The organism is Pseudoalteromonas sp. SR45-4 (assembly GCF_014163535.1).
GTDB lineage: Bacteria > Pseudomonadota > Gammaproteobacteria > Enterobacterales > Alteromonadaceae > Pseudoalteromonas > Pseudoalteromonas nigrifaciens.
Map to the genome: position 1 here is coordinate 1 of NZ_JACJDO010000034.1, position 24340 is coordinate 24340.

A 24340-nucleotide genomic window follows, 5' to 3' on the forward strand; every position below is an offset into this window, starting at 1 on the left:
ATTTATTTAAAGCGTTGCCGAATCGAGATGAGGGTGATGATGATTTTACCGACCTAATGCCGTGGAATGTGCAGCTAGACTTCGATTATAGCTAAGCGCACTGCTTAAATGCGCGCTTACGTTTATTTGAGCTTTTATATACTCGCACCATTGTAGAGCCTAATCTAGGCGCTAAATTAACCGGCAAAACAGCTAATCACAGTTATGCGGTGATGTTTGCCGATGACGACAATAGCAATATTTTACTGCCAACTAATCAGGGCTCAGGATTTGCAAGCTTAAACGAAAATACCAAAGTGGCAGTGGCGCGTTACCAGTACGATATTGGCCAGCAAGGCACTGTAGGGATTTCAAGTACGCATCGTGAAGGTGATGACTATCGCAATACGGTTTTATCAGTTGACGGTAGTTACTGGTTTAATCAATCAGACACCTTAAGTTATCAAGTTGCGAGCAGTGATACCCGCAACTCAGCATTTTTAGTTGAAAATTATAACCTGTCACAAACACAATCCGATAAAGCGTATGCAATTAAGCTCACCCGCGATAAACGCGATTATAAATTATTTGCAGAGTACGAAAATATTGGCGCAGATTATCGTGCCGATTTAGGCTATCAAGCTAAGGTCGATTACGAAAAAGTTATTTTAGGAGGCGGGCAAACCTGGTATCGAGATGAAAATGATTTAGTTACCTCTTGGTCATATGTAGCTGATTGGGATAAAACTTGGGCGAAAAATGGCGATTTACTTGAGCAAGAGTACGAAGGTTATTTAAGCTTTAAAGGCCAAAAACAGTCTATTTTCGAAATAGGGCTGATACATAGGTATGAAAATTATAACACTAATTTTTATAATCAAAACATTGGTTATATTTACAGCGGATTTAAACCAACAAAAGATCTCAGATTGTCTTTGTATGTTGAATACGGAAGTCGCATTGACTACAGTAATGAGCAACTAGGTGACGCCTTTGATACCCAAACTCAAGCGGTGTGGGATATAAAAAATCATTGGCAAGTTGACATAAAGCATAGCTACAGCCAATTAGACAACCTACAAGGGGAGCGTGTTTTTACAGCTAACCTAATTGATTTTAGGCTTTACTATAAATTTAATATGCGCTCAATGCTAAAGCTTATTTGGCAATTTGAAGATATTGATCGCAACGAAAATGCTTATTTTTATCAAGTGAACCAAACTAATAAAGATTACGGCAGCCAACTCGTTTATTCGTACAAAATTAATGCGCAAACATTATTTTACTTAGGGTATTCAGATAAAGGTTACCAAGATGAATCACTTAAAAGCTTTGAGCGCGACCAGCGCACCTTTTTTACTAAAGTCAGTTACGCATGGCAGCTTTAAGTAAGGTAAAAAACAACTCGAGTAGGGCTAGCAAGGATGATGGTTTGGATAAGTTTATCAACGCTTATAAAAGTAGATGCTTTAATAATTTAATAGCTTGAAAACTATGTAAAAAGGGTATTACGATTGCCATTGATGATTTTGCACTGGTTTTAGCTTTGTAAGTACTTTGGCTGATTTACCTATAGATGTGATTAAAATTGCTCGATCTTTTATTACTCAAGCAAATAAAAGTAAAAATGCCACTTAACTTAAGTGGCACTTTTTTGCTAATAAATAGCATTCATTTAATTAAGATTATAAATTAAACGTACGTGATACGGCCAATACTAGACGCTCATCTGCGTAGTCGTAATCTAAGCTGGTGTTTTCAGCGGCAACTTCAATATTAAAGCCTTCATAGCTAGTTTGGTATGCTAAGCGGTAATGGTTGTAAGATTTTTTTTCATTACTATCCCACGCGTATTTTTTACCGTCTAATGAGTTTGAAATATCAAAACTTGCACGTAGTGCATGGTTAGGCGCAAGTTCATAAGTATGGGCGATCATTGAAATAACATGACTTGCACCGCTGCCAAAGTAGTCCCAGCTATACCAAAAGTTAAGCTCTGTTTGGCCATAATCACTCGCATAGCCAAATTTTGTATAGGCTTCGCCATAATTACCATCACTGTTATTGCCTTGGTAAGTGTAATAAGCAATACCGTAATCAGCACTAAAGTGTTCATCAAGCTGAATGTATCTACCTACATAAGCATCAAGTTCAAAATCAGTATCATCACCAAAATCTACATTAGAGGCCCAAATACCTGCATACACACCGTTATCAAATGCGTAATCTAGGCTTGCTTGAATTGCAGGGTCGTTATCTGTTTGCGTTACACCATTGAAAGTATAGTCAGAAGCTGCAGTAATGGTTGTTGACCAATTAGCCGCTGCAGTTGTAGATAAAAGTGTAAAAGGTAAAGCGATAAAAAGTTGTTTTAGTTTATTATGCATAGTGTTTTTCCTAGCTCATATTTTCAATTTTGGTGTAATCAATTTTGTTTGCTTTTGGTGAGCCTATAATGTCGTTCACCGTTTTTAATTTGTTGTAGCCAATATAAGCAATACAAATAAAGAACAAGGCAATAACTAATGCGCCAACCCATTGAATTTGCAAAAACTCTAACTTAAATAGTAATGTTAACAACGACAAAGCAACAATATTCATGGTTAAGTATTTAAATTTACCTAAGCGTTTAACCGTCAAGTTTAAGTTATCTGTGTATAACCGGATAAGCGAATCAAGAGAGTTAATTACAAAAATAATACCAACAAATACCATGGCAAAGTTTTTAATACCTTCGGTAGGAATACCAGCTTCGTGGTAGTGATAAAGCACACTAAACCAGATAGCAATTGGAATTGATGGGAAAATCAACATTGCAGCCAATACCTGGTAAGTTCTTAATCCACCGACAAAACGTGCAGTAAATTGACCTATCATAATGCTCCATGCAAACCACCAAAATAAATAAAACTCATGGTAGTCATTTAGCGGTAAAACAAATTCATTAATATTGGCAAAATAAGTACCAATAGCGCCTAAGTTATTCGAAAAGGCAGACAATTCACTGTCACCAAATACAAATGCACCCGCCCACATAAAGGCAATGAGCGCTAAAAACATCCAAGTAGTAGAAATACTTAAAATACGTACATACTTAATGTCGGTACTCGAGTAGGCAGCAAACGATATTGCAGCCAACACAATTAAATAAAACACCGGAATAACACTTGAGCCATCGCCTAAATCGGGTAAGTACCAAGGTAAATTAGTCAGTAGTAAGTAAGCAGTAAATGCACAGGTGCCAATGATGACAACGTTATTAATAAACTTAACCCAAGGAATGTCGAAAAATTTAACTTTAGGTTCTATTACACAGAAATAAAAGCACGTAAGAAAGTAAAATCCCCAGATTAAAAACCCCCAATAGCCAAACTCAATAGCTAGCGGATTGGCAAATGCGTACTCTGGGCTTGCTTTTATGTCTGCATAACCGGCAAATTCGGTTAACGGAAACATAATAAGGCCAACATCTAGGCCTGAGGTAAATAATATGGCTATAAAGGTAAATGTTCTAACAGGCGTTACGCCAACAACACGTACATTGCCCCATTTAAATAAAATAGCGATTACAGCTAATAAGGTGAAAATAATCCCAGCACTAAGCCAAATAGTCATTATCGCCCTCCCAAAATAAATAAAAGTAATTCATAAATACTCCGTTTATTGTTTTTTCTCGCGTTAACACAACATAACCAATTTATATCGTGAGCCACGGCGAGCCTCACAAAGGGTTAACTACCTAAGTAGCTAAACCTTTGCCAGTGGCTTAATTTATATCTTGCTATTACGTTGTGTTGTTTGCCAGTTAGCGCTCATTGCTACAGATGCATTGAGTTTTGCTAGTGGCTTATTACCTAAAATAATATCAGCGGCTTTTTCGGCCACCATAATGGTAGGGCCGTTTAAGTTACCGTTTGGTATGGTTGGAAATATAGATGAGTCAACTACACGTAAACCTGCAATCCCATGTACTTGGGTGTTTGAATTAACGACTGCCAGTTCATCTTCACCCATTTTGCAAGAGCAAGAAGGGTGATAAGCGCTTTCAACCGTTTGACGTACAAAGGCATCTATTTCTGCATCGGTTTGAATATGCTTACCTGGCTGAATTTCTTCATCGCGATAATCATCAAAGGCACTTTGCTCAATAATTTCACGAGTTAGGCGTACACAGGCTCTAAAGCCTTCAATGTCATCTTGATGTTGTAGGTAATTAAACACAATTTTAGGTGGTTGCTCAGGATCAGCCGATGCAATATTAACGCTGCCGCGGCTTTTAGGCTTGTTATGTCCAACATGCACCTGAAAACCATGGCCGTCAAAGGCACTACGTCCGTCGTAGCGCATTGCGGCAGGTAAAAAATGGTATTGCAAGTCTGGCCATTCAACTCCAGGCTTAGAGCGAATAAAAGCACATGATTCAAAGTGATTTGTAGCGCCCAGACCCTTGCGGGTTAATAACCAACGTGCACCAATTAAACCTTTTGAAATTAACCCTAATTTACCGTTTAAGGTAATAGGTTGTTTGCACTTATATTGAAAGTAAAACTCAAGATGATCTTGTAAGTTTTGCCCTACACCGGGTAAATGGTGTTTTACCTCAATGCCTGCTTTTTTAAGCACTTCGCTATCGCCAATACCCGACAGTTGTAAAATATGTGGCGAGCCAATAGAGCCGGCGCTTAATATCACTTCTTTTGCAGCAACAGCGGTTTTAACTTCGCCATTTACTTTGTATTCAATACCAGTGGCTTTTTTGCCCTCTAAAATAATGCGCTGGGCAAGTGCACCGGTAACAATAGTTAAATTACTACGCGATTTAACAGGGTCTAAATATTCACGCGCGGCTGAGCTACGTACACCGTCTTTTACCGTCATGTGCATTGGCCCAAAGCCTTCTTGCTGCGAGGCATTGTAGTCGTTAGTGTGTGCGTAACCCGCTTCAATGCCCGCTTTAATAAAGGTGCTGTACAAAGGGTTTTTCATTTCGTTACCGTTATTAACGCCCAGCGGGCCTTTACCGCCACGGTACTTATTTTCACCTAAGTAAAAGCTTTCTGCTTTTTGAAAATACGGTAAACACGACTGATAATCCCAGCCGTTTGCGCCATTGTGTTGCCATTCGTCAAAGTCTTTTGCATGGCCGCGTACATACACCATGCCATTAATAGATGACGAACCACCGAGTACTTTACCGCGCGGACAATGCATTTCTCGGTTGTCTAAATGCGGCTCAGGTTGGGTATGAAACTGCCACGCGTACTTATCGCTATTCATTGGAATAGAAAGCGCGGTAGGCATTTTTATAAAAATGCTTTTATCACTGCCACCCGTTTCTAGTAGTAATACACGGGTGTTTTTATCGGCCGATAAGCGATTTGCTAACACGCAACCTGCAGAGCCTGCGCCCACAATAATATAGTCATACGAATTACTCATAATCAGTATCCTTTAAAATGGGCTTTCTATGTCGGCCATACCAACATAAACAGATTTAGTTTGCGTGTAAGTATCGAGGGTTTCTATGCCGTTTTCGCGGCCAATGCCCGATTGCTTGTAACCACCCACTGGCATTTCTGCAGGCGAGTTACCATACGCGTTAATCCAACAAATACCCGCTTGTAGTTGATGAATAACACGGTGTGCACGCTTAATGTCGCTAGTAAATACACCTGCAGCTAGACCAAGGTGAGTGCCGTTTGCACGTTTAATCACATCGTCTTCGTCATCAAATACCAGCACGCTCATTACTGGGCCAAATATTTCTTCTTTGACTATGGTCATGTCATCGTTGCAATCAATAAACACAGTAGGGGCAACAAAGTAGCCGTTAGGTGCAGATGCAGGTGAAAGTGTTGTACCACCTGTTAGTAGCGTTGCGCCCTCTGCAATACCTTTATTAACGTAGCTCATTACTAAGTCTTGATGCTTTTTAGAAATTAGCGCGCCAAAGTTAGTATTTAAATCTTGAGGATCGCCGGCAATAATATTTTGTTCAGTACGGGTTTTAAGCTCATCAATAAATTGTTGATATACATTTTTATGAACATAAATACGGGTACAATTAGTACACACTTCGCCTTGAGTATAGAAGTTGCCTAACATTGCAGCACTTACTGCTTGTTCAATATTGGCATCATCAAATACAATTAATGGCGACTTACCACCAAGCTCCATGGTGACATCTTTTAAAGATCCCGCAGCGCTCGCAACTACCTTTTTACCTGTACCCACTTCGCCAGTAAACGACACTTTATCTATATCAGTATGCTGTGTTAGCCATTGGCCTACATCGCCTGCGCCTTGTACTACATTAAATACACCTGCGGGTACGCCAGCTTCTACAAAAATTTCAGCTAGCTTAATTGCGCCAAGTGGTGTTTCTTCCGATGGTTTAAAAATAAACGCATTACCAGCGGCAAGAGCAGGGCCCGATTTCCAACAGGCAATTTGTAGCGGGTAGTTCCACGCACCAATACCAGCGCAAATACCTAAAGGCTCTTTACGGGTATAGTAAAAGTCGCTGCCAACCATTTGTTGTTGGCCAACTTGTGCCGGTGCTAAACCAGCAAAGAATTCAATAACATCAGCGCCTGTTTCAATATCTACACAGTTTGCTTCTTGCATTGGTTTGCCGGTATCAAGTACCTCTACCATCGCTAGCTCATCATTGCGCTCGCGTAAAATTGCTACGGCCTTGAGTAAAATGCGACTGCGCTCAATAGGCGACATGGCCGACCACTGCGCAAAACCTTGCTTTGCACTTGCAATGGCAGCGTTTTGAATAAACTCGTCAGCAATTTCTACTGCATAAATAACTTCACCCGTAGCAGGGTTAGTTACATCAAATGTTTTGCCGCTTTTATTTGCAAGGAAATGGCCGTTAATAAAATTTTGATAGACAGGTGTTGTCACGCTAGGCTCCATATTGCTTGATGAGTGAATGCACATAACTTTTTGCTAGCTTTTCACTGTGATTAAACTGATGTTCGTTTGATTTACTAAGTACTGCGCGTAACCATAGGCCGTCGATCATGGCGGCGCTAAGTTCGGCAGCTTGTTTTGCTTGCTCAGTGGGCATTAATTGCTTAAATGAAAATGCTAAATTACTTTGCAAGCGTTTGCTGTTTACATTTTGTAGCCGGTGTAATTCGGCATCGTGCATTGATTGTGCCCAAAAGCTCAACCAAGTTCGTGTAGTGTCTGAGCGCTGTTGCACAAGTGCAAAGTTAGCTTCAATAATAAACATTAAGCGCTGCGTCGCGTTGGTATTTGCTTCAAGCTTGCAAACAAGCTCCTGTTTTAAACTCGTAAGTAAATACCTGACCGTTGCTTCAATTAATCCCTGCTTACCACCAAAGTAATGACTAATAATGCCAGAGGATAATCCCGCATTTTTACTAATACTGTTAATAGTGGTTGCTTGTAAACCGCGCTGTGCAACCGACTCAATTGTTGCGTCAATTAGCTGCTGACGTCTTATAGGTTCCATTCCAACTTTAGGCATATTTATTATTAATTGACCGTTCAATAAACATAAGCTTAAGGTAATAGCTCTAACAATTCAAGGCGCAGGTAAATGATCGGATGCCTAAATATAGATGAAATATTAACAAAAAAGGTAATCTAGCATACGTAAATAACAAACAATTAATTTAATTTATATTATTTAAAAACAATAGTTTATGCGTTATTTTATAGTGAGGTAAGTGAGGGTTATTTTTACTAAGAAATAAAATGTAAATAATTTCAAATAATATGCTTAGTACGGTAATCATTAGAGCACTAACGGTATGTGTTGCTGTTTATATAGCCAAAATTGCAATGGATATAATTATAACAACAGGCTAGTTTTATAAAGTTAATGTAAATATAGCAAAGCAAGAAGGGTTAATATATATACAAAGCAGAGGTATTGTTACAGCTTTATTTAAGGCGTTAATATACCTTTGAACAAAAGAGGATAACGCCTAAGACGATTTCCAATGTAGTCATCGGCCATAATTTGTGCGCAAATTTCATCCACGTTATTACATGCTGCAAACACCCAGTCAAATCGCTCAATAGCGAGAAGAAAGCCTTTTTTTAAATGAGTTTGGGTGCGGTAGTAAGCTAGGTTGTGGCGAATAATTTCGAGCTTGTGCGGATTAGCTTCAAGCTCAATAATTACTTGCGTAATAAAGGAAGTATTGAGCTTGCTAGTGGCGCGTTTTTTAAGCCTGGGTGGCAGCATTGGTTTCATTGGCAATATTGTGTAATTTTTTTAAAAAGTCATCTTTTTGTTTTTCATGTTCGTAATCAAGATGATACGTATTATGAAAACCAAAGCGCAGTTCTACCCCGCTGCCTTGTAAATAAATGGTATAACCGTCTGCGTCTGAATACGCGGTAACGCCTTGATAATGCTTAGCATCATCCTGCATTTCGCCGCGTTGTATTATGCGTTCATACACAGCTAAAATTTGCTTGTTGTCGATTTCATTTTTCATTAATTAATCCTTAACTTTGCAAGTATATACGTTTTAGATATGTGGTCCGATCATCTTAAAAACAATGGTTAAAAAATGATGATATTACTTTGTAATTTGGTTATTTTAAATTATGCTCACAATTCATTATTTGTTGAGCTTACACCATGATAGACAAGGCGTTACTACTTAAAACTCGTGAATTATCAGATCAATTAGTTGCCCTGCAAACACCTATAAGAATACTGGATGCGATTAATTGGGATAAACAAATTAAAGAAGAATTTTTTAGACAAAAATGTCAAAAAAATCCAGTTATCGATCGTGCATATTATCAGCAGCGCGATTTAGGATTTGTGCCCAGCGAACTACGCCAAGCGTTTTCTACTTTGCAGCGTAACATTATTAACCAGTTAGGACAGCTAAACCCAATAGCTCAATATATGGGAAAAATGTGCAGCGAGTATAAAACCGTATTAAGCATGCTGGAATATCGAGGAACGCCTGAATTTCATGACCTATCAGTAGAGCTATTTGGGCACCCTAAAGATTTGTTTCATGCTGGTGAGCCTTCACTTACTGAGCTGGCAAACATGTTAGAGCGGCCGCTTAAAAACTTATTAATTGCCGATATACTGCCAGACGATCCTAAAAATATAGCAGCAAGCGATGCTGTGCGTATTTTATCTGAGCAAGTTAATGCCAGTATGGTAGGGATCAACGTAGAGGTAATGCTAAGCGATGGCATAGTGAGCGATGCAGCAGCTGGGGCTAATAATATTAAGCTAAATACAGATGTGAAGTTTTCGCAGCGTGAACTCGATATTCTAGAAGTGCACGAAGGCTGGATACACGTAGGCACGACGCAAAATGGCCTAGCGCAACCTTACTTAACCTGTTTAAGTAAAGGCACGCCAAGCTCAACAGTGACCCAAGAGGGCCTTGCGGTATTAACCGAAATTATTACCTTAAAATCAACACCACGGCGCTTATCTAAATTAGTTAACCGTATTCAAGCGGTAACCAAGGTAATTGATGGTGCTGAATTTGTTGATATTTACCGCGATTATGTAGCGCAAGGATTATCGCAAGATGAAAGCTATACCCTAGCTCAGCGTGTATTTAGGGGCAGTACACCCACAGGTTTGCCGTTTACTAAAGACATTGCCTACATTAAAGGCTTTGTTTTGGTGTACAACTTGATTCGGGTTGCCATACAACTGGGCCGAATTGATCAACTGCCTTTATTACTGGTTGGAAAAATATCGATTGATGACTTTAGGCTGATTACGCAACTGCATAGTTTAGGAGTAATCGAATCGCCTAAGTTTGTACCGCCACACTTTAAAGACTTACGCGGTTTAGCAACTTGGCTCAGTTTTGGGCGCTTTATTGGTGACTTGTCGTTTGAACAATTAGAAAACGATTATAAGCCGCTGTTTTTATAATAACCACAGAGAGCTTGTCTCCCTTAAAGCAAAAAAAACGCAGTTGGAATGAGCAACTGCGTTTAAGTATATAGTTACAAGCCAACGTAACTATAGTTGAGGAAATTTTGTTAGCAATTAGCCAGTTAAAACTTGGCGTGTAGTTGCTGATTTGCCTTGCTACAAACTAGGTTTGTAATCTACTCGGATTGATTATAATCAAGAAACGGCGAAATAATAAAACGTGTTTTTAATTGGTGCAATAGTTAATTTTAAATAACGTGGAATTAATTTAAGTTAATATAAAACAGTAGTTTGGGTTGTTAATTTAAATCATCTTATCGATAAGTGAAATTAATCGAAGCGCCGTTACGTTAGTAAATCTCTTCACCAGAGTTGATGTTAAATAGGCATAAAAAAAGCCCTTTACGGGCTTTTTAAAGAGTGACTAAATGCAGGCTAGTTAGCGCGCATTGGTACTTTCAAAAATTTTATCGGCAGAGGCTGCTACAAACCCGGTGTAAAGCTCGCCATCGGCTTTAGGGTAGCGAATAGCAAACTCATAAAAACAGCTAGGAATGCTCATTTCACCATCGCTAAAGCTCACTGAGTACTCATCAGCAAGGGTTGACGATTGCTCAAGTAATACCTCTGGCGAGCCTTTTACTTCGCCGCCTGAGCTGTTAAGTGTAAAGCCTGCATCTTTTAGTGCTTGGTTAACATCTTCAATATTATCAAACTTATCAAGGGTATTAATATTTACCGTAAAGTGATTAGCTCGATAACCCCATGCCGACATCCACGCTGCATATTCGCTCTCGGCAAGAAGTTGTTTATAAGTGTCTGTGCTTACTTGCCAGTGCGTGCCTGAGTATAAAAAGTTATCGGCAGTCACTGCGCTTTCGTCAATTTGGCTTACCATATCATTTACAATTGCTTGTAACTCAGGAGAGCATTTATCGACCAACAACTCAGAAATAAATACTTTTGGCTGTGTTAAATCGCTATGCTCGTAGTGCTTTGCGTATAGCTTTTTAGCTTCAAAGTGATACTCACCGCATTCTTTATAACCTAAAGCTAAAAAGTGTGCTGCCAGCTTTTCTAAGCCCACTTTTTCAATGTTAAAGGTACGCAGAGCAATATGATCGTTAATAATGTCATCTTTTTGCGTTGAACCTAATAGATCATGAATTTTGTCTGCCGATGGCGTTACGTTTAAGTAGTTTTGCCATAGGTTATCAAATAATGTATTTACATCAGTATGCATTTTAAATCCTTAAATTTTGTTATATACCTAACGTTAGTTAAGTTGTATTTATTCAATTATTAAGCCCGGCGCGAGGGTTTGCGGTAAGGTTACTTTGTCTGATTCAACAGAAGCTACCGGGTAGGCGCAATAATCGGCAGCGTAATAGGCGCTTGCTCTGTGATTACCACTTGCGCCAATGCCACCAAATGGTGCAGCGCTAGACGCACCGGTAATGGGGCGATTCCAGTTAACAATGCCAGCACGAATACGCTTTAAAAAATGGCTATAATCGTGTTCGCTATCGGCTAGTAAGCCGGCAGATAAACCAAAGCTGGTGTTATTTGCCTCATTAATGGCGCTGTCAAAATCGCTGTAACGGTATACTTTTATTAATGGCCCAAAATGCTCTTCATCTGGCATATCGCTAACATTAGTTACATCAATAATACCTGGACTGACAAAACCAGTGCCTGGTTTTAATTGCTTAAGTTCAACTAAAACCTCAGCGCCTTTTGCGACAAGTTCATTTTGCGCAGCCACCATACCTAATGCTGCTTTTTCGCTGATCATAGCACCCATAAATGGCTGTTCTGTTGCAAAGCTGTCATCAACTACAATATTGTTAGTGGCGCTAATAAGCTTAGCTAAAATGGCATCGCCATTACTCGACTTTTCAATAAATACACGGCGTGCACACGTACAGCGTTGGCCTGAGGTAATAAAGCCTGATTGAATAATGTCGTGTACTGCGGCGCTAATATCGTTTACGTCTTTAATTATAAGCGGGTTATTGCCGCCCATTTCAAGCGCTAAAATTTTACCCGGATGGCCAGCAAACTGTTTATGTAATAAATGACCCGTATTAGAACTACCGGTAAAAAATAAGCCATCTATGTCTTGGTGAGCGGCCAATGCCTTACCTGTTTCAATTTCGCCTTGTACTAGGTTAATTACACCAGCAGGTAAACCTGCTTTTAACCACAGCGATAAAGTAAATTGTGCTACATGAGGAGTAAGCTCAGAGGGTTTAAATACCACAGTGTTACCCGCTAAAATAGCTGGCACAATATGCCCGTTAGGCAAGTGCCCCGGGAAGTTATAAGGGCCAAAAATAGCCACTACACCGTGCGGTTTATGCCTAATAAATGCTTTAGCACCAGGCATTGGGTTTTCTGTGGTGCCGGTGCGCTCATTATATGCTTTTACCGAAATGGCAACTTTACCTGTCATCGCACCTACTTCAGTACGGGTTTCCCATAAAGGTTTCCCGGTTTCTTGGGCAATAATAACGGCAAACTCTTCGCTGTGTTCTTTTAGTTGTGCAGCAAAGTTTTCTAGTATAGTAATGCGCTGCTCAAGCGGGGTATCGGCCCATTGTAACTGCGCTGCTCTTGCTGCTTTTATTGCTCTATTTACTTGCTCAGCACTGGCGCCATTGCCTTGCCAAATTGTTTCGCCATTGCTTGGATTAATTGAGGTAAACGCGGGGCCTTGGCCTGCTTGCCATTGGTTATTTATAAGTTGTGTATTCATATATATTTACAGACGAAAGAATCGTGCTGCATCTCCTTGGCTTAACTTAAGTGCATCAGCCACTGCTTGGCTAATGATTAACGTATGCTTTGCATGATTATAATGCGCGTGTTTAGTAAATGTAGCTCTAAAGTCACTCACACCATGATTACAAATAGCGAGCGTGTCGGAACTGTTTTGTGTTATGTGCTCAAGTTCACCTATGGTAATAGGGCACACTTGAGACTCGCGAATACTGCGAATATTACCTAGCTTAGCTTCTACAGTGGGGCCGGCATCAAATAAGTCAACATAGCCGCGATGCTCAAAACCTTCTTTTTCGAGGAGTTTAAGCGCGGGTTTGGTTTTTTCATGAACATGACCGATCACAGCTTGGGCTTTTTTACTCAGTAAATTTACGTAAATAGGGTACTTAGGCATGAGCTCGCTAATAAACACCTTGTCGCCTAAACCGACTAAATGATCAGCTTGTGGAAACTCAATACTAAAAAAGTGCTCTTGTAGCCATTGCCAAAATGGTGAGTGGCCATGCTCGTCGCTTACACCGCGCATCTCGGCAATGACGGTATCGGCAAAGCGTTCGCTGTGCTGCGCCATAAACAAAAAGCGCGAGCGCGATAAAAAGCGTCCAGTTAAGCCTGTACGGCTGTCTTCACGTAAAAATAAAGTGCATATTTCAGAGCAACCCGTGTAGTCGTTACACATGCTCAAAATATCAACTGTATTATATACATTTAGTGTAGGCGAGTGATGCACTGTTTTACCTAAATGATAATGATATAGCGGCACAGTTAAGCCTACAGCGGCTTCTATTGCGGTTGTGCCAATCACTTTACCTGTTTCACTGTCTTCTAAAACAAATAAATAGCTCTCGTCCAATGGTTTATTAATGTTTTTAGCAAAGCTTTTTTCAGCGCGGTCAATTTTTTCTTTTAGCTGGGTGTCATCCACGGGCAAAGAGGTAAACCCATGCCCAGACTCTATTGCTATTTGCTTAAGCGCATCAAAGTCGTTGGCTGTAATAGGACGTAATACTTGCATTAATTACTTGCTCCAATAGCACGCCCAAAGGCGTGCTGGTTTACTATTATTAACCGTTAACTACATCGCTTACGGCTTTATCAAAGCGCTCTAGGCCTTCTTTAATATCTTCTAGCGGAATCACTAAAGACGGAGTAAAACGAATAACATCCGCACCGGCTACTAAGTTCATTAAACCATTGTTAGCACTGGCTATTAAAAAGTCGCGCGCACGCCCAGCAAACTTGTCGTTTAGTGCTGCACCAATTAATAAACCTTTACCGCGAATTTCACTAAATACATTATATTTTTCGTTAATTGCATTTAAGCCATCACGAAACAGCTGTTCGCGCTCTTTTACGCCGCTAAGTACTTCAGGGGTATTTACTGTATCAAAAGCTGCTTCGGCTACGGCGCAGGCTAATGGATTTCCACCGTATGTAGAGCCATGTGTGCCTACTTTTAAATGCGCTGCGATTGCCGTAGTGGTGATCATGGCACCAATAGGAAAACCGCCACCTAACGCTTTTGCTGTAGTTAAAATATCAGGTACTACGTTTAAGCCCTGATACGCGTATAAATCGCCAGTACGGCCTACACCCGTTTGCACTTCATCAAAAATAAGTAGCGCGTTGTGCTTAGTACATAGCTCGCGTACTTTATGTGCAAAATCGTCAGTAGGTGAAATAATACCGCCTTCACCTTGTAGTGGCTCCATCATTACCGCACAGGTTTTATCGCTAATAAGCGCTTCAAACGCGCTAATGTCGTTAAAATCGCAATGCACAATATCGGCAGGCTTAGGGCCAAAACCATCTGAATAAGCTGCTTGACCACCAACCGTTACGGTAAAAAAGGTACGACCGTGGAAGCCTTTATTAAAAGCAATAATTTGCGTTTTTTCAGCGCCGTGTACGTCAAGAGCAAAACGACGCGCTAATTTTAGCGCTGCTTCATTAGCTTCGGCACCTGAGTTGGCAAAGTACACTTTCTCAGCAAATGTAGCATCAACCATTTTTTTAGCTAAACGCAAAGCAGGCTCGTTGGTCATTACGTTTGATAAGTGCCAAATTTTTTCACCTTGCTCTTTTAGTGCACTAACTAAAGCCGGATGACAATGGCCTAAACAGTTAACCGCGATCCCGCCGGCAAAATCAATAAACTCGTTATTATCTTGATCCCATACACGAGAACCTACGCCGCGCACCGGAATAACTGCTGAAGGATTGTAGTTTGGTACCATTACATCGTTAAATAAGTCTCTAGTTACTTGCATTTTTACACCTAAATTATGTGGCTACTTAAAAAGTGTTGCTAAAACAAAGAAGAACTTAGCCTGTATTCTTCAGTAAACACTGTGTTTTTTGTTATAAGTGTCATTATCGAAGGTTGCGAATGAAATTTGCAGTGCTATTTTGTGAAAAATGATTAGAATAAAAGTCAAATTAACGAAGGGTTTGTGCATTATGATAACTCCACAAGACGAAAAGCTATTATCTATTTTAAAAACCAATGCCAGAGCGAGTATTTCAGATTTAGCTAGGCACCTTAATTTATCGCGCTCAACGGTACAAAGCCGCATGTTAAAGCTAGAGGAAAGTGGCGTAATTAAAGGTTACAGCGTTGATTACGGTGATGACTTTTTAAATAGTATGGTAGCCGCCCATGTGTCTATTAAAGTAAGGCAAAAACTGACGACTAAAACTAACTTAGAGTTAAAGCAAATTAATGCTATATCGCAGCTCTATGCTATTAGTGGCGAGTTTGACTTAATAGCAGTTGTGCAAGCACAAAATTTAGAACAACTTAGCCACTTACTCGATGATATTGGCAACCTAGATGGCGTAGAACGCACTACTTCATCTGTAATCTTAGAAACCAAATTTAAGCGCTAGGTTTGTTGTATAAAAATGTAAACAGGTGGCGATTACGCATTGATATAGCAAGCAATTTATAATAAAGTTATTGCATAGAGTACAAGCTCTAATGTCATGAAAGTGCATACTATTAGCTTGTACTTTGTAAACAAGGACTGTTTAAATAAACTTAGGAAAGTTGAATATTACTCTCCCTTTTTAATTCAATTAATAGCAATCAATTTACAGTACATTGGGTAGTTTATTTCATTAGCCGCTCTGCCAAGGAGTCAGCAACTTGCTGATCTAATAAGGACAAATTGTGAAAGTTATTATAAGCACCATTGTTTTACTAATTATAGCGAGTGGCTATTACCTTAGTGTTCATGCCGCCATTTTTAATACAAACAAAACTATTGAAGTTAAAGAATATAGCGATTTATTTTATAAGCTAGGCTCAGATTCTGCCTCAGACTCGGTGAGCATAGATGAGATTATTACTGGGGCTTCACAATTTGCACTTTCAATGTGTGATGATGCAGTTTATCAGCAGGTTTTAGGGAAAACGGTTGACTCTTGTAAACTTAAGTTTCATCAATCAAAAGCAAAATGCGCACAGTTTTTAACGGCGCATAACGCAGCATTTTACGATAAAAAAACACCGGTTAGCTTAGTCGCAGAAAAGTTTATTGACTGCGTAAGTTTGTAATATTTTAATTACTTATCTTTTGCTCGGGTAAATGCGTTAAACTTGTCACTAATAATTTAGTGACCTTATCGTCATTTAAATAGCTCTCTTAATCAATGGTATTAATCTTGATAAAGCGCACTTCATTGCAGCTTATATTCCTTAATTTGCTAAAATAAGTTTATTAAAGAGAGAATGATTAATTTACCCACTATTTAGTGGCCGCAAAAGGTAATTAGCAATGATGAACACCAAAGTATACAAAGCAGTACACGATTTAGCTGAAGAGCTAATGGCGGCTGCAAATAAAAACGATACAAAAAAATTCGAGTTACTTTACGCGCAGCTTAAAGCAATTTGTATTGAAAACGAAAACACCAGCAAAGATCACCCTGTACAATGGGAAACGCTGGCTGATTTTACCGAAGAATTAGAAGAAGCAATTGAAGGCTACGAAAAAGCATTAAAAAAATCGATAGCCATTAACTCTAAAGATCATATGTCGTCGGTTGCATTTTCTATGGCAACTTTGCAGTTAGAATTAGGCCAAAAAGAGGCTGCAATTAAAAACCTTCAAGATGCTAAAGTCAGCGCTAATAAAATTTCTGATAAAGAGCTTAAAGCAGAAATACACGACCTACTAGAGTCGCTGGTAGAAGAAGAAGGCTAGAGCCTGCTTTATTGATATTTATTTTGCTGACTGAGCTACCTAAGCTCAGCACTTTAAAGTAATGCATTAAGCACCATTAGTTATTATGGTTTTAAAGGTGCTTTTCTAATTATTTGCTTCTTGGCTTCGTCGAGCTTTATAACATAGGCATTACCGCCGATACCTTTAAATTCTTCATCGGTAAATACTATGGTGTTGTCGTCGTAAAAAGTAACCGCTTCTTTTTGGGTAACAATGCCTAGGTCTATTCGCGATACATCACCCGAGAAAAACTTATCCCTTTTAAAATTCTCAAATAACCAAAGGCTAGTTGAGTCTAATAGCACTATTTTTTTCCGATCAGGGCTCAGTGCAGCAGAGGTTATCCAGCAGAGCTTTTCCATGGTGGTGCAGGTTTTAAATGAGTCGATTAGTTCGGCGTTAAAATTAGCCGCATGATCACCCACTTTATATACATTTGTAATACCATCAAAGGGTTCGGTACGATTTTTGGTAAATAAGTATAAGTGCCTACCTAATGCTACAAACGCCTCTAAGTCATAATTGCGGTTATCAGGAGCAACCGGTGTACCGTCTAACTCGGGGTAGGTAAACTTAATTATTTCAGCTTCGGTGGTATCGGTTTTAATATCAATGGGGTTTTCTATTTTATAAATAGTAAGCCAGCGGCGCTCATTGGTGTTATTACCAAAATCACCTAAAAAAAAGTGACCAAATTTATTTTGGGTCATATCTTCCCAATCTATATTTTCAGCGTTAGTCACTAATATTTCTTTAGCAATTGAGCCATCATCATTGAGTCGGTAAAGTTTTGGTTCGTCGCCGCTGTCGTTAATAGCCCATAAGCGTTTATGCTTATCATACTCAATACCAGATACTTCTTTGAGTCTAGGGTCAACAGAAATCATTTTTTTGCTATACAAGGTATAAATAGCAGAGCCTAAGTATATGGCACTAGAAATAAACAGAGCAGCAATAGAAAGTAGAATACTTTTTTTCAACATCAAATTAATATATTTCAGAATGTTAATTAATATATCGTTATTATCGCTGATGGTAGAAGAGAACTAAAGACTTATCTCGTAGCGTTTATTAACAGTTGCTTAAAATTGCATATATTTTAAACCAAATAGGTTAATTAACATGATTTTGTCGAAGAAAAGTGACAATTATTGCTGATTACGCTATTAATAGCTAAGTACTGTATAAAAACTAAGAAGTAGGTAATGTGTCCGTATTTGTTGCAAGGCAAGCAATACTAAATCGTCGCCAGAATGTGGTTGCTTATGAGCTATTATTTCGTGATAGTGATAAAAACTATTTCCCGGGAATATCTGATGGTCAAGCAACCGCAAGGTTGATCATGGAAAATCAGCTTAACTTAGGAACTCGCCATATTACATCAGGTAAAAAAGCACTGATTAATATAGGCCCAGAGTCGTTAAAACTCGATTTATGTGCATTTTTACCCTGTAAAGATGTGGTAATTGAGTTACTCGAAACTATAGAACCCACAGACGATAATTATGAGTTATGCCGTGATTTATTTCATAGTAATTATAAATTAGCGTTAGATGATTTTGTGTACACTCCACAGTGGGAGCGCTTTTTAAAGCTGGTAAATTTGATTAAGTTTGATATACGCCAAACCCCATTACCGGAAATTGCCCAGATTGTTAAAAGACTAAAAAAACATAAAAGAATAAAAATACTTGCTGAAAAAATAGAAACGCCCGAGGAGTTTGAACTGGCCTGTAAAATGGGCTTTGATTACTTTCAAGGTTATTTTTTTGCAAAGCCAACCATGCTTAAACAAAACGATATTGACTATAATTATGCGTTGGTAATTGCAATTTATGCAGAAGTTATGAAACCTAATCCAGATATAACAGTAATTTCTGGGTTATTTGAGCTTGATGCTGCGCTGGCATACAAACTATTGCGTTTAATTAATAGTGGTGTGTTTCCAATTCAAAGCCAAATATCATCCCTTAAACAAGCATTAGTATACTTAGGTCAGGAACGGTTAAAAAAGTTTGTGAGTCTGATTGTTACCGCTCATACCGCTAAGTCTAAGCCTGCCGAATTAATGCAAATATGCGTAGTTCGTGCTCGCTTTTGTGAACTAATTGCCGCGCAAATAAGTAAACAGCAAAAAGGTGAAGCTTTTTTAACCGGGCTGTTTTCGTTACTCGATGCCATATTAGATCAACCTATGAGTTTATTAGTTAATAAACTACCATTTCCAGATGACATTAAAGCAGCATTACAAGGCGAAAAAAACACCTTGCATTATATTCTTGAAACCGTAAAAGCATACGAATCAGGAAGCTGGTGGGCATTAGAGCAAGCCGTTTTATTAATAAATATAGATAGCAAATTACTACCTAACATTTATAAGCAAGCGGTAAACTGGGCCGATAGCTATAAAAATACCACGTAATGGAATAGGTAATGCGTAATTATAATTTAGACTTCATTCGTGGTATTGCCGTACTTGGCTTGGTGTTTATGAATATATACACCTTTGGAGTATTTGAGCTCGGTTATACGCCACTAACAACCCCACCAAGCAGCGATAGCCTGATTCAAACATTAAACCTAATATTTGTTGAAGGGCGTTTTAGGAGCATATTTAGCATACTGTTTGGGGCTGGGTTGTACATACAATGGCAACGCTACAACTTGGTTTTACCACTTAAAAGTCGTCTATATTGGTTACTAGTTTTTGGTTTATTGCATGGTTTTTTACTTTGGGCCGGTGATATTCTGTTTTTGTATGGGGTGTCGGGGTTGCTTGCTATAAGATACTTAAGCAGTACCAATGAGCAACTTTTGAAGCACGCTTATGGGTTTATTTTACTCTCGGGTTTGGCAACCGCTTTAGTTATGTATAGCGTACCAGAGACATTAATATACCGTGACTCGCCAGAGTTTAATGCTTTGTATAGCCAATACTTTCAATCATATGGCGATCACTTGTTATCTAACATAACTATGAACGCCTTAATGGTGTTTATGGTGCCTATACTTACCATGTGGGTAACGACAGCGCTAATGTTATTAGGTATATATCTGTATAAGCAACAGGTGTTTGCTAGCGGCTTATCGGCAAAGCAACTCATTTTAGTAATTAGTAGTGCGCTACTATTTACCAGTTTACGGCTAACTACAGAGCAATATAGCAGTGGTGTATTTTATGCGCTGCAAGAATTAATTAACAGTGTGGCAGCATTATGTATGGCGGTTATTTATATTCACATTGCAGTTAAGTTGTGTAGTAACAATGCCAACACAGGAAAATTAATTCAACAAGTAGGGCGTTTAGCATTTAGTTTATATATAAGCCAAACGTTAATGCAACTTGTGTTGTTTAAAGTGTTTTTTAAGCAGTGGGCGCTCAGTTTTAATCGTATTGACTATTGTTTAGTTGCTACCTTACTAATCGTTATTCAGCTTATTATTACCGCCATTTATAGCCGTTATTTTCAACAAGGCCCTTTAGAATACATATGGCGAAAATTAACCTACGCAAAAATCACTGCTTAAACGGCTACAAAGGTTAAATTAAGGGCGAAAAATTATTGTGGGTGGTTTAAACTAGCAGCCTTTAAAATTAAGGTGAATTGCTTCCATGACAGACTTAAAACGATTAAATAAATTTATTAGCGATACTGGCTTTTGTTCGCGACGCGAGGCTGATAAATATATTGAAGACGGTCGTGTTACTGTTAATGGTATTCGCCCGGAAATGGGCGTAAAAGTTTCATCTACTGATGTTGTATTGGTAGATGGCAAAACACTTAAAGCAATCCCTAAACGCGTTTATATTGCCTATAACAAACCCGTTGGTATTACCTGTACTACAGAGCGAAAAATTCAAAGTAATATTGTTAAAGCAGTTAATTACCCCGATAGAATCTTTCCAATAGGGCGCTTAGATCGCCCATCTGAAGGGCTAATATTTTTAACTAACGAAGGCGACATTGTTAATAAAATTTTGCGCGCTGGCAATAATCACGAAAAAGAATATGTAGTTACTGTAGATAAACCATTAAATCGTCAGTTTGTAGCTAAAATGGGTAATGGTGTGCCCATACTCGATACCATTACTAAAAAATGTAAAGTAACCCAAACCGGTGCGCAGCAGTTTACTATTATTTTAACCCAAGGGTTAAATCGTCAAATACGTAGAATGTGTGAATATTTAGGTTACGAAGTGGTCACACTCAAACGCGTACGTATTATGAATGTGACGCTTAAAGGTTTAAAAGTAGGGCAATGGCGTCACTTAACTGAACAAGAAATGGCGATTATAAACAACTCTATCTCTGACTCAGGAAAAACCCAAGAGCATTCAGTATACGATGAAGCAAACGCTTTACAGCAACAAAGCCTGCAAGCTGTAGCTAAACCGCAAAAAACAAGTGATAAAAAACGTGATTTTCAGGGCGAAAACCCTAAACGTTTTAATCAAGGTGAGCGCACTGAAGAACGTAAAAAAGAGCGTAGTAAAACGCCTTATCAAAAGCGCTCAACCACTTATGTTGGTAAACCTAAAAGTATAAAAGCAAATAAATCATCCGACTCAAAAGGAATATTGAGCCTTAAAAAATAAAGCGATATAATATTAGGTACAGTACAACAACTTAATTAACCTGCGATTTTAATAATTTATTATCAAAATCGCTATTTGTTGCTATGTATATATTCTATAAGTTTATCCAGAGGCATAGGTTTACAGTAATAAAAGCCTTGTATTCTAATGTTGTTAAACTTAGATAAATAACCGATCAGCTCAGGACTTTCTACACCCTCTACTACCACTGTTTTATTTAACTGCGTGCAAATATTAATAATGCCTTCTAGCAATGCTCTTTTTTGCCCAGCTAATTCGGCGCCAATGGTAAATTCACGATCTATTTTTATTATATTTGCCGGCTGACGCGATAAATAAGACAAGCTTGAGTAACCCGTCCCAAAGTCATCAATTGCTACATTAAAACCTTTATTCATCAGTGTCTTAAGCACTTCTTCAATAGCGCCTTTTTCTGACATAATCATTTCGGTCACTTCGATGGTGAGCAACTTAGGCTGTATGTTTTTTTCAGACGTTAACTTATACAGCTTTTCGGTAAAGTTTCGCTGTTGTATTTGTTGCGGTGAAAAATTAACCGCAACACAAATATTTTGTAATTCAGCTATAGTACTTATATCATTTAGTACTTGAGTAAGGACTTGTTCGCCCACTTGTAGTATTTGCCCTGTTTGTTCTGCAATAGGAATAAAAACAGCAGGAGAAATGTAACTGCCATTATTTTTCCAGCGAACTAGAGCTTCTACAGCAACAATACACTGAGTAGTTAAGTTATAAATGGGTTGATAATAAACCTCTAATGCCTCATTTTTAATCGCTTTTTGTAGCTCACTTCTAATTGTAACCATAGAATTATGGCTCTCATCCATAAGCTTATGGTAAAAGCAAAATTGATTGCCGCCTAAAGCTTTAGCGTTATCCATTGCTATATCAGCTTGTTGTAGTAGTAATGCAGGGCTAATGACCTCTCCATCAGACATAGCTATGCCAACACTCACAGTAAGGTGGATATCAACCTCACCTAAGTTATATATATCGGCTAGCGATTTTATTACGAGTGTAATTTCATCCGATAGCTGCTGCTTAGATATATTACAGTAATGCAATACAAACTCATCATTGCCAAAACGCGATATGGCGCCTGCCCCAACAGCATTTTTCTTAAGCCTTTTAGCGACTAATTGCAAAACCATGTCACCTAATTTATGGCCTAAACTATTGTTTACTGCGCTAAAGCCATCTAAATTAAAAAACACCATCGCACAATTTACATCGACACAGTTAACTTGCTTAGCCTCTATTTCTGCATTTAATGCATCACGGCGCAGCAGGCCGGTTAACTCGTCGTATTTAGCCATTTTATGTAACACAATAGACTGTTGTCTGAGCAAAAAAGTAGAGTCAGTGGCTAATATCAAAATATAAATAAACGCAAAAGTAAGCCATATGATCATTTGCTCAATTTGTGCCGCTTCTTTAAGCTTTGAATAGTCTTTAATAAAGCTATAAACGTTGTGCTTAATTACCTCTCTTACAACAATTTCGTTAACTATATAATGCTTGCTATAACGGTTTAATAAGCTATTTAAGTCTTGAACATTTTTTTGGTTTTTGTCGATTGCGAAATAAATTTTAGGTGTTAACTCAATAAAAGTATCAAACGAGCTGAGATAATCTATGTATCTGTTTTCAATTAACAAGTTTAAATTTAACAGTGCCAGTACTTGGTATTTTTTACCATTGCTTGCCGTTATTGGAATTGAGAACATTATAATGGGCGTATCTGTATCTAAGGTTGCAGAGTTAGCCGCAAATCTCACTTTATTTTCAGCTGCTTTTAACCAGTTAGTAATAGGGCTGGTTGCAATTAATCCGTCATTAGTAAATTGCTTAGAGTATGTTGTACCGTTTATATAATTCAAATTTTCATCGAGAAGAAGCATACTGCTAATAATTTCAAAGTCTTGGGTATAAATTTTTAAGTCTATATTAGCCATTTTTATAAAGTCGTCGGCATTCACTGCTTCTAAACGTGTTTTTATGCGAGTAAGTGATGTGATATGACTTTCGAGGTTTTTATTGAGTATAGTTTCAACAAATTTAATTTTATTTTGTGCATCTACAGCTACATTAGTTACCGTTTTAACCGCGGTAACTTGCCAAAGTGTTATGCCAATAAAAATAGCAAAAAACGTAATTACTTTAGCGGTTATAGAACCTTTAACGGTAGTAATTGGGTTTTTAATTTTTATAATTAAAGCTAAAAAAAACACAAATACCATTACAGCACTAAAAGATGAGATAAAAGGGTTATGGCTGTCCCAAAACCAGCTACTGCTATCGTGTCGCCACAAACTTAGCTCAAAGTTAATAAACAATATAGCGCCGGTAATGAGTAATATAGGTATGAGATATTTAATTTTTTTTGTAGGTAAAACCTTAGGTAAAAAAGCCAATAAAATAGCTAAGCCTAACGCAGTCAAAGAAAGTTGCAGAGAAATAACCGGCATTAAGCTTTGCGTAACAACAACACTTTCTAAAGCCCCCAAAAATGCAACAACAAGAAAAAATTGGATAAAACCTAAATACAATATACTTGCTGCTGATTGAGTTAGAGATAGTCTCATTATTTTCTCAAGCCCTTAAAGTGATTAACCTCTAGGTTACATTAGCATTATTAAAACTAAATACCAGATATTTAAAATGTTTTTATGTATATAAAATATAAGAAAAACGACGTTATTTGAACGGTATAATCATAATGGTATTTTATTACTAGGGGTAGGCAGTTTATAAGGCAGGTTTAGAGTGCAATATAAAATAAACGCAGCCTTAGCTGCGTTTATTAATTTA

20 protein-coding genes and 2 pseudogenes are annotated in these 24340 nt (G+C 38.3%); 9 read left to right on the forward strand and 13 right to left on the reverse strand.

Annotated elements, in window-relative coordinates; genetic code table 11:
* Positions 1 to 122 precede the first annotated feature (122 nt).
* A pseudogene (locus H5058_RS13640) lies at positions 123 to 1367 on the forward strand (hydrolase); the annotation flags it as partial.
* Between the two features lie 101 nt (positions 1368 to 1468).
* Positions 1469 to 1605: pseudogene (locus H5058_RS18515) on the forward strand (EAL domain-containing protein); the annotation flags it as partial.
* 59 nt (positions 1606 to 1664) lie between these two features.
* On the opposite strand, the gene H5058_RS13645 reads toward H5058_RS18515, so the two are convergent.
* From H5058_RS13645 to H5058_RS13675, 7 genes are all read right to left on the reverse strand, one after another.
* The gene (locus H5058_RS13645; protein ID WP_182678611.1) at positions 1665 to 2366 is read right to left on the reverse strand and encodes a TorF family putative porin; all 702 of its coding nucleotides are present in this window, start codon (positions 2364 to 2366) and stop codon (positions 1665 to 1667) included.
* 10 nt (positions 2367 to 2376) lie between these two features.
* A complete protein-coding gene (locus tag H5058_RS13650; protein WP_058375019.1) occupies positions 2377 to 3594 on the reverse strand; it encodes a BCCT family transporter in 1218 nt (405 codons plus the stop codon).
* Between the two features lie 156 nt (positions 3595 to 3750).
* The gene (gene betA, locus H5058_RS13655) at positions 3751 to 5418 is read right to left on the reverse strand and encodes a choline dehydrogenase (protein WP_182678613.1); all 1668 of its coding nucleotides are present in this window, start codon (positions 5416 to 5418) and stop codon (positions 3751 to 3753) included.
* Between the two features lie 12 nt (positions 5419 to 5430).
* Positions 5431 to 6894 (reverse strand): betaine-aldehyde dehydrogenase, encoded by a 1464-nt coding sequence (betB, locus tag H5058_RS13660; protein WP_182678615.1) that lies wholly within the window; start codon positions 6892 to 6894, stop codon positions 5431 to 5433.
* Between the two features lies 1 nt (position 6895).
* Positions 6896 to 7471, reverse strand: coding sequence for a transcriptional regulator BetI (gene betI, locus H5058_RS13665; RefSeq protein ID WP_086995886.1), 576 nt, complete (start codon positions 7469 to 7471; stop codon positions 6896 to 6898).
* Positions 7472 to 7909: 438 nt separating this feature from the next.
* Entirely contained in the window at positions 7910 to 8212 is a 303-nt protein-coding gene (locus tag H5058_RS13670; RefSeq protein WP_086995851.1) for a hypothetical protein, read from the reverse strand.
* Complete coding sequence (locus H5058_RS13675) at positions 8193 to 8468, reverse strand: DUF3081 domain-containing protein (RefSeq protein ID WP_182678617.1); 276 nt, start codon at positions 8466 to 8468, stop codon at positions 8193 to 8195. Before H5058_RS13675 ends, H5058_RS13670 begins: the two co-directional genes overlap by 20 nt.
* A gap of 146 nt (positions 8469 to 8614) precedes the next feature.
* On the opposite strand from H5058_RS13675, the gene H5058_RS13680 reads away from it, so the two are divergent.
* Positions 8615 to 9895, forward strand: a complete 1281-nt coding sequence (locus H5058_RS13680) for a flavohemoglobin expression-modulating QEGLA motif protein (RefSeq protein ID WP_182678619.1) — start codon at positions 8615 to 8617, stop codon at positions 9893 to 9895.
* Positions 9896 to 10337: 442 nt separating this feature from the next.
* On the opposite strand, the gene H5058_RS13685 is transcribed toward H5058_RS13680, so the two are convergent.
* From H5058_RS13685 to H5058_RS13700, 4 genes are read right to left on the reverse strand one after another with little or no spacing between them, the layout of a single operon-like run.
* A complete protein-coding gene (locus tag H5058_RS13685) occupies positions 10338 to 11141 on the reverse strand; it encodes a DUF1338 domain-containing protein (protein ID WP_086995857.1) in 804 nt (267 codons plus the stop codon).
* 48 nt (positions 11142 to 11189) lie between these two features.
* Positions 11190 to 12656 carry a succinylglutamate-semialdehyde dehydrogenase gene (gene astD, locus H5058_RS13690; protein ID WP_182678622.1) on the reverse strand — a complete coding sequence of 489 codons (1467 nt, stop codon included), beginning with the start codon at positions 12654 to 12656 and terminating at the stop codon, positions 11190 to 11192.
* A 6-nt stretch (positions 12657 to 12662) separates the two neighbouring features.
* Entirely contained in the window at positions 12663 to 13697 is a 1035-nt protein-coding gene (gene astA, locus H5058_RS13695; RefSeq protein ID WP_011330052.1) for an arginine N-succinyltransferase, read from the reverse strand.
* Positions 13698 to 13746: 49 nt separating this feature from the next.
* Positions 13747 to 14952: an aspartate aminotransferase family protein gene (locus H5058_RS13700; RefSeq protein WP_182678624.1), complete on the reverse strand. Its 1206-nt coding sequence runs from the start codon at positions 14950 to 14952 to the stop codon at positions 13747 to 13749.
* A gap of 190 nt (positions 14953 to 15142) precedes the next feature.
* Here H5058_RS13700 and H5058_RS13705 point away from each other — a divergent pair, with 190 nt between their 5' ends.
* From H5058_RS13705 to H5058_RS13715, 3 genes are all read left to right on the forward strand, one after another.
* Positions 15143 to 15571 carry an Lrp/AsnC family transcriptional regulator gene (locus H5058_RS13705; RefSeq protein WP_011330054.1) on the forward strand — a complete coding sequence of 143 codons (429 nt, stop codon included), beginning with the start codon at positions 15143 to 15145 and terminating at the stop codon, positions 15569 to 15571.
* Between the two features lie 283 nt (positions 15572 to 15854).
* Positions 15855 to 16241: a hypothetical protein gene (locus tag H5058_RS13710; protein ID WP_182678625.1), complete on the forward strand. Its 387-nt coding sequence runs from the start codon at positions 15855 to 15857 to the stop codon at positions 16239 to 16241.
* Between the two features lie 220 nt (positions 16242 to 16461).
* The gene (locus H5058_RS13715) at positions 16462 to 16890 is read left to right on the forward strand and encodes a tetratricopeptide repeat protein (protein ID WP_182678627.1); all 429 of its coding nucleotides are present in this window, start codon (positions 16462 to 16464) and stop codon (positions 16888 to 16890) included.
* Positions 16891 to 16973: 83 nt separating this feature from the next.
* Here H5058_RS13715 and H5058_RS13720 read toward each other — a convergent pair whose 3' ends face one another.
* Positions 16974 to 17894 carry a hypothetical protein gene (locus H5058_RS13720; RefSeq protein ID WP_182678630.1) on the reverse strand — a complete coding sequence of 307 codons (921 nt, stop codon included), beginning with the start codon at positions 17892 to 17894 and terminating at the stop codon, positions 16974 to 16976.
* Positions 17895 to 18118: 224 nt separating this feature from the next.
* Here H5058_RS13720 and H5058_RS13725 point away from each other — a divergent pair, with 224 nt between their 5' ends.
* The 3 genes from H5058_RS13725 (at position 18119) to rluF (ending at position 21508) form a co-directional block, all read left to right on the forward strand.
* The gene (locus tag H5058_RS13725; RefSeq protein WP_182678632.1) at positions 18119 to 19333 is read left to right on the forward strand and encodes an EAL and HDOD domain-containing protein; all 1215 of its coding nucleotides are present in this window, start codon (positions 18119 to 18121) and stop codon (positions 19331 to 19333) included.
* 11 nt (positions 19334 to 19344) lie between these two features.
* Positions 19345 to 20439, forward strand: coding sequence for a DUF418 domain-containing protein (locus H5058_RS13730; RefSeq protein ID WP_182678634.1), 1095 nt, complete (start codon positions 19345 to 19347; stop codon positions 20437 to 20439).
* An 85-nt stretch (positions 20440 to 20524) separates the two neighbouring features.
* Complete coding sequence (gene rluF, locus H5058_RS13735) at positions 20525 to 21508, forward strand: 23S rRNA pseudouridine(2604) synthase RluF (RefSeq protein WP_086997498.1); 984 nt, start codon at positions 20525 to 20527, stop codon at positions 21506 to 21508.
* 71 nt (positions 21509 to 21579) lie between these two features.
* On the opposite strand, the gene H5058_RS13740 is transcribed toward rluF, so the two are convergent.
* Entirely contained in the window at positions 21580 to 24114 is a 2535-nt protein-coding gene (locus H5058_RS13740; RefSeq protein WP_182678636.1) for a bifunctional diguanylate cyclase/phosphodiesterase, read from the reverse strand.
* Positions 24115 to 24340: the final 226 nt, after the last annotated feature.

Coding starts and splice junctions, on each gene's coding strand:
- H5058_RS13645 (WP_182678611.1), bottom strand. CDS start 2,366: ATGCATAATAAACTAAAACAACTTTTTATCGCTTTACCTTTTACACTT.
- H5058_RS13650 (WP_058375019.1), bottom strand. CDS start 3,594: ATGACTATTTGGCTTAGTGCTGGGATTATTTTCACCTTATTAGCTGTA.
- betA (WP_182678613.1), bottom strand. CDS start 5,418: ATGAGTAATTCGTATGACTATATTATTGTGGGCGCAGGCTCTGCAGGT.
- betI (WP_086995886.1), bottom strand. CDS start 7,471: ATGGAACCTATAAGACGTCAGCAGCTAATTGACGCAACAATTGAGTCG.
- H5058_RS13670 (WP_086995851.1), bottom strand. CDS start 8,212: ATGCTGCCACCCAGGCTTAAAAAACGCGCCACTAGCAAGCTCAATACT.
- H5058_RS13675 (WP_182678617.1), bottom strand. CDS start 8,468: ATGAAAAATGAAATCGACAACAAGCAAATTTTAGCTGTGTATGAACGC.
- H5058_RS13680 (WP_182678619.1), top strand. CDS start 8,615: ATGATAGACAAGGCGTTACTACTTAAAACTCGTGAATTATCAGATCAA.
- H5058_RS13685 (WP_086995857.1), bottom strand. CDS start 11,141: ATGCATACTGATGTAAATACATTATTTGATAACCTATGGCAAAACTAC.
- astD (WP_182678622.1), bottom strand. CDS start 12,656: ATGAATACACAACTTATAAATAACCAATGGCAAGCAGGCCAAGGCCCC.
- astA (WP_011330052.1), bottom strand. CDS start 13,697: ATGCAAGTATTACGTCCTATTACAGCCAACGACTTTGATGCGCTTAAG.
- H5058_RS13700 (WP_182678624.1), bottom strand. CDS start 14,952: ATGCAAGTAACTAGAGACTTATTTAACGATGTAATGGTACCAAACTAC.
- H5058_RS13705 (WP_011330054.1), top strand. CDS start 15,143: ATGATAACTCCACAAGACGAAAAGCTATTATCTATTTTAAAAACCAAT.
- H5058_RS13715 (WP_182678627.1), top strand. CDS start 16,462: ATGATGAACACCAAAGTATACAAAGCAGTACACGATTTAGCTGAAGAG.
- H5058_RS13720 (WP_182678630.1), bottom strand. CDS start 17,894: ATGTTGAAAAAAAGTATTCTACTTTCTATTGCTGCTCTGTTTATTTCT.
- H5058_RS13730 (WP_182678634.1), top strand. CDS start 19,345: ATGCGTAATTATAATTTAGACTTCATTCGTGGTATTGCCGTACTTGGC.
- rluF (WP_086997498.1), top strand. CDS start 20,525: ATGACAGACTTAAAACGATTAAATAAATTTATTAGCGATACTGGCTTT.
- H5058_RS13740 (WP_182678636.1), bottom strand. CDS start 24,114: ATGAGACTATCTCTAACTCAATCAGCAGCAAGTATATTGTATTTAGGT.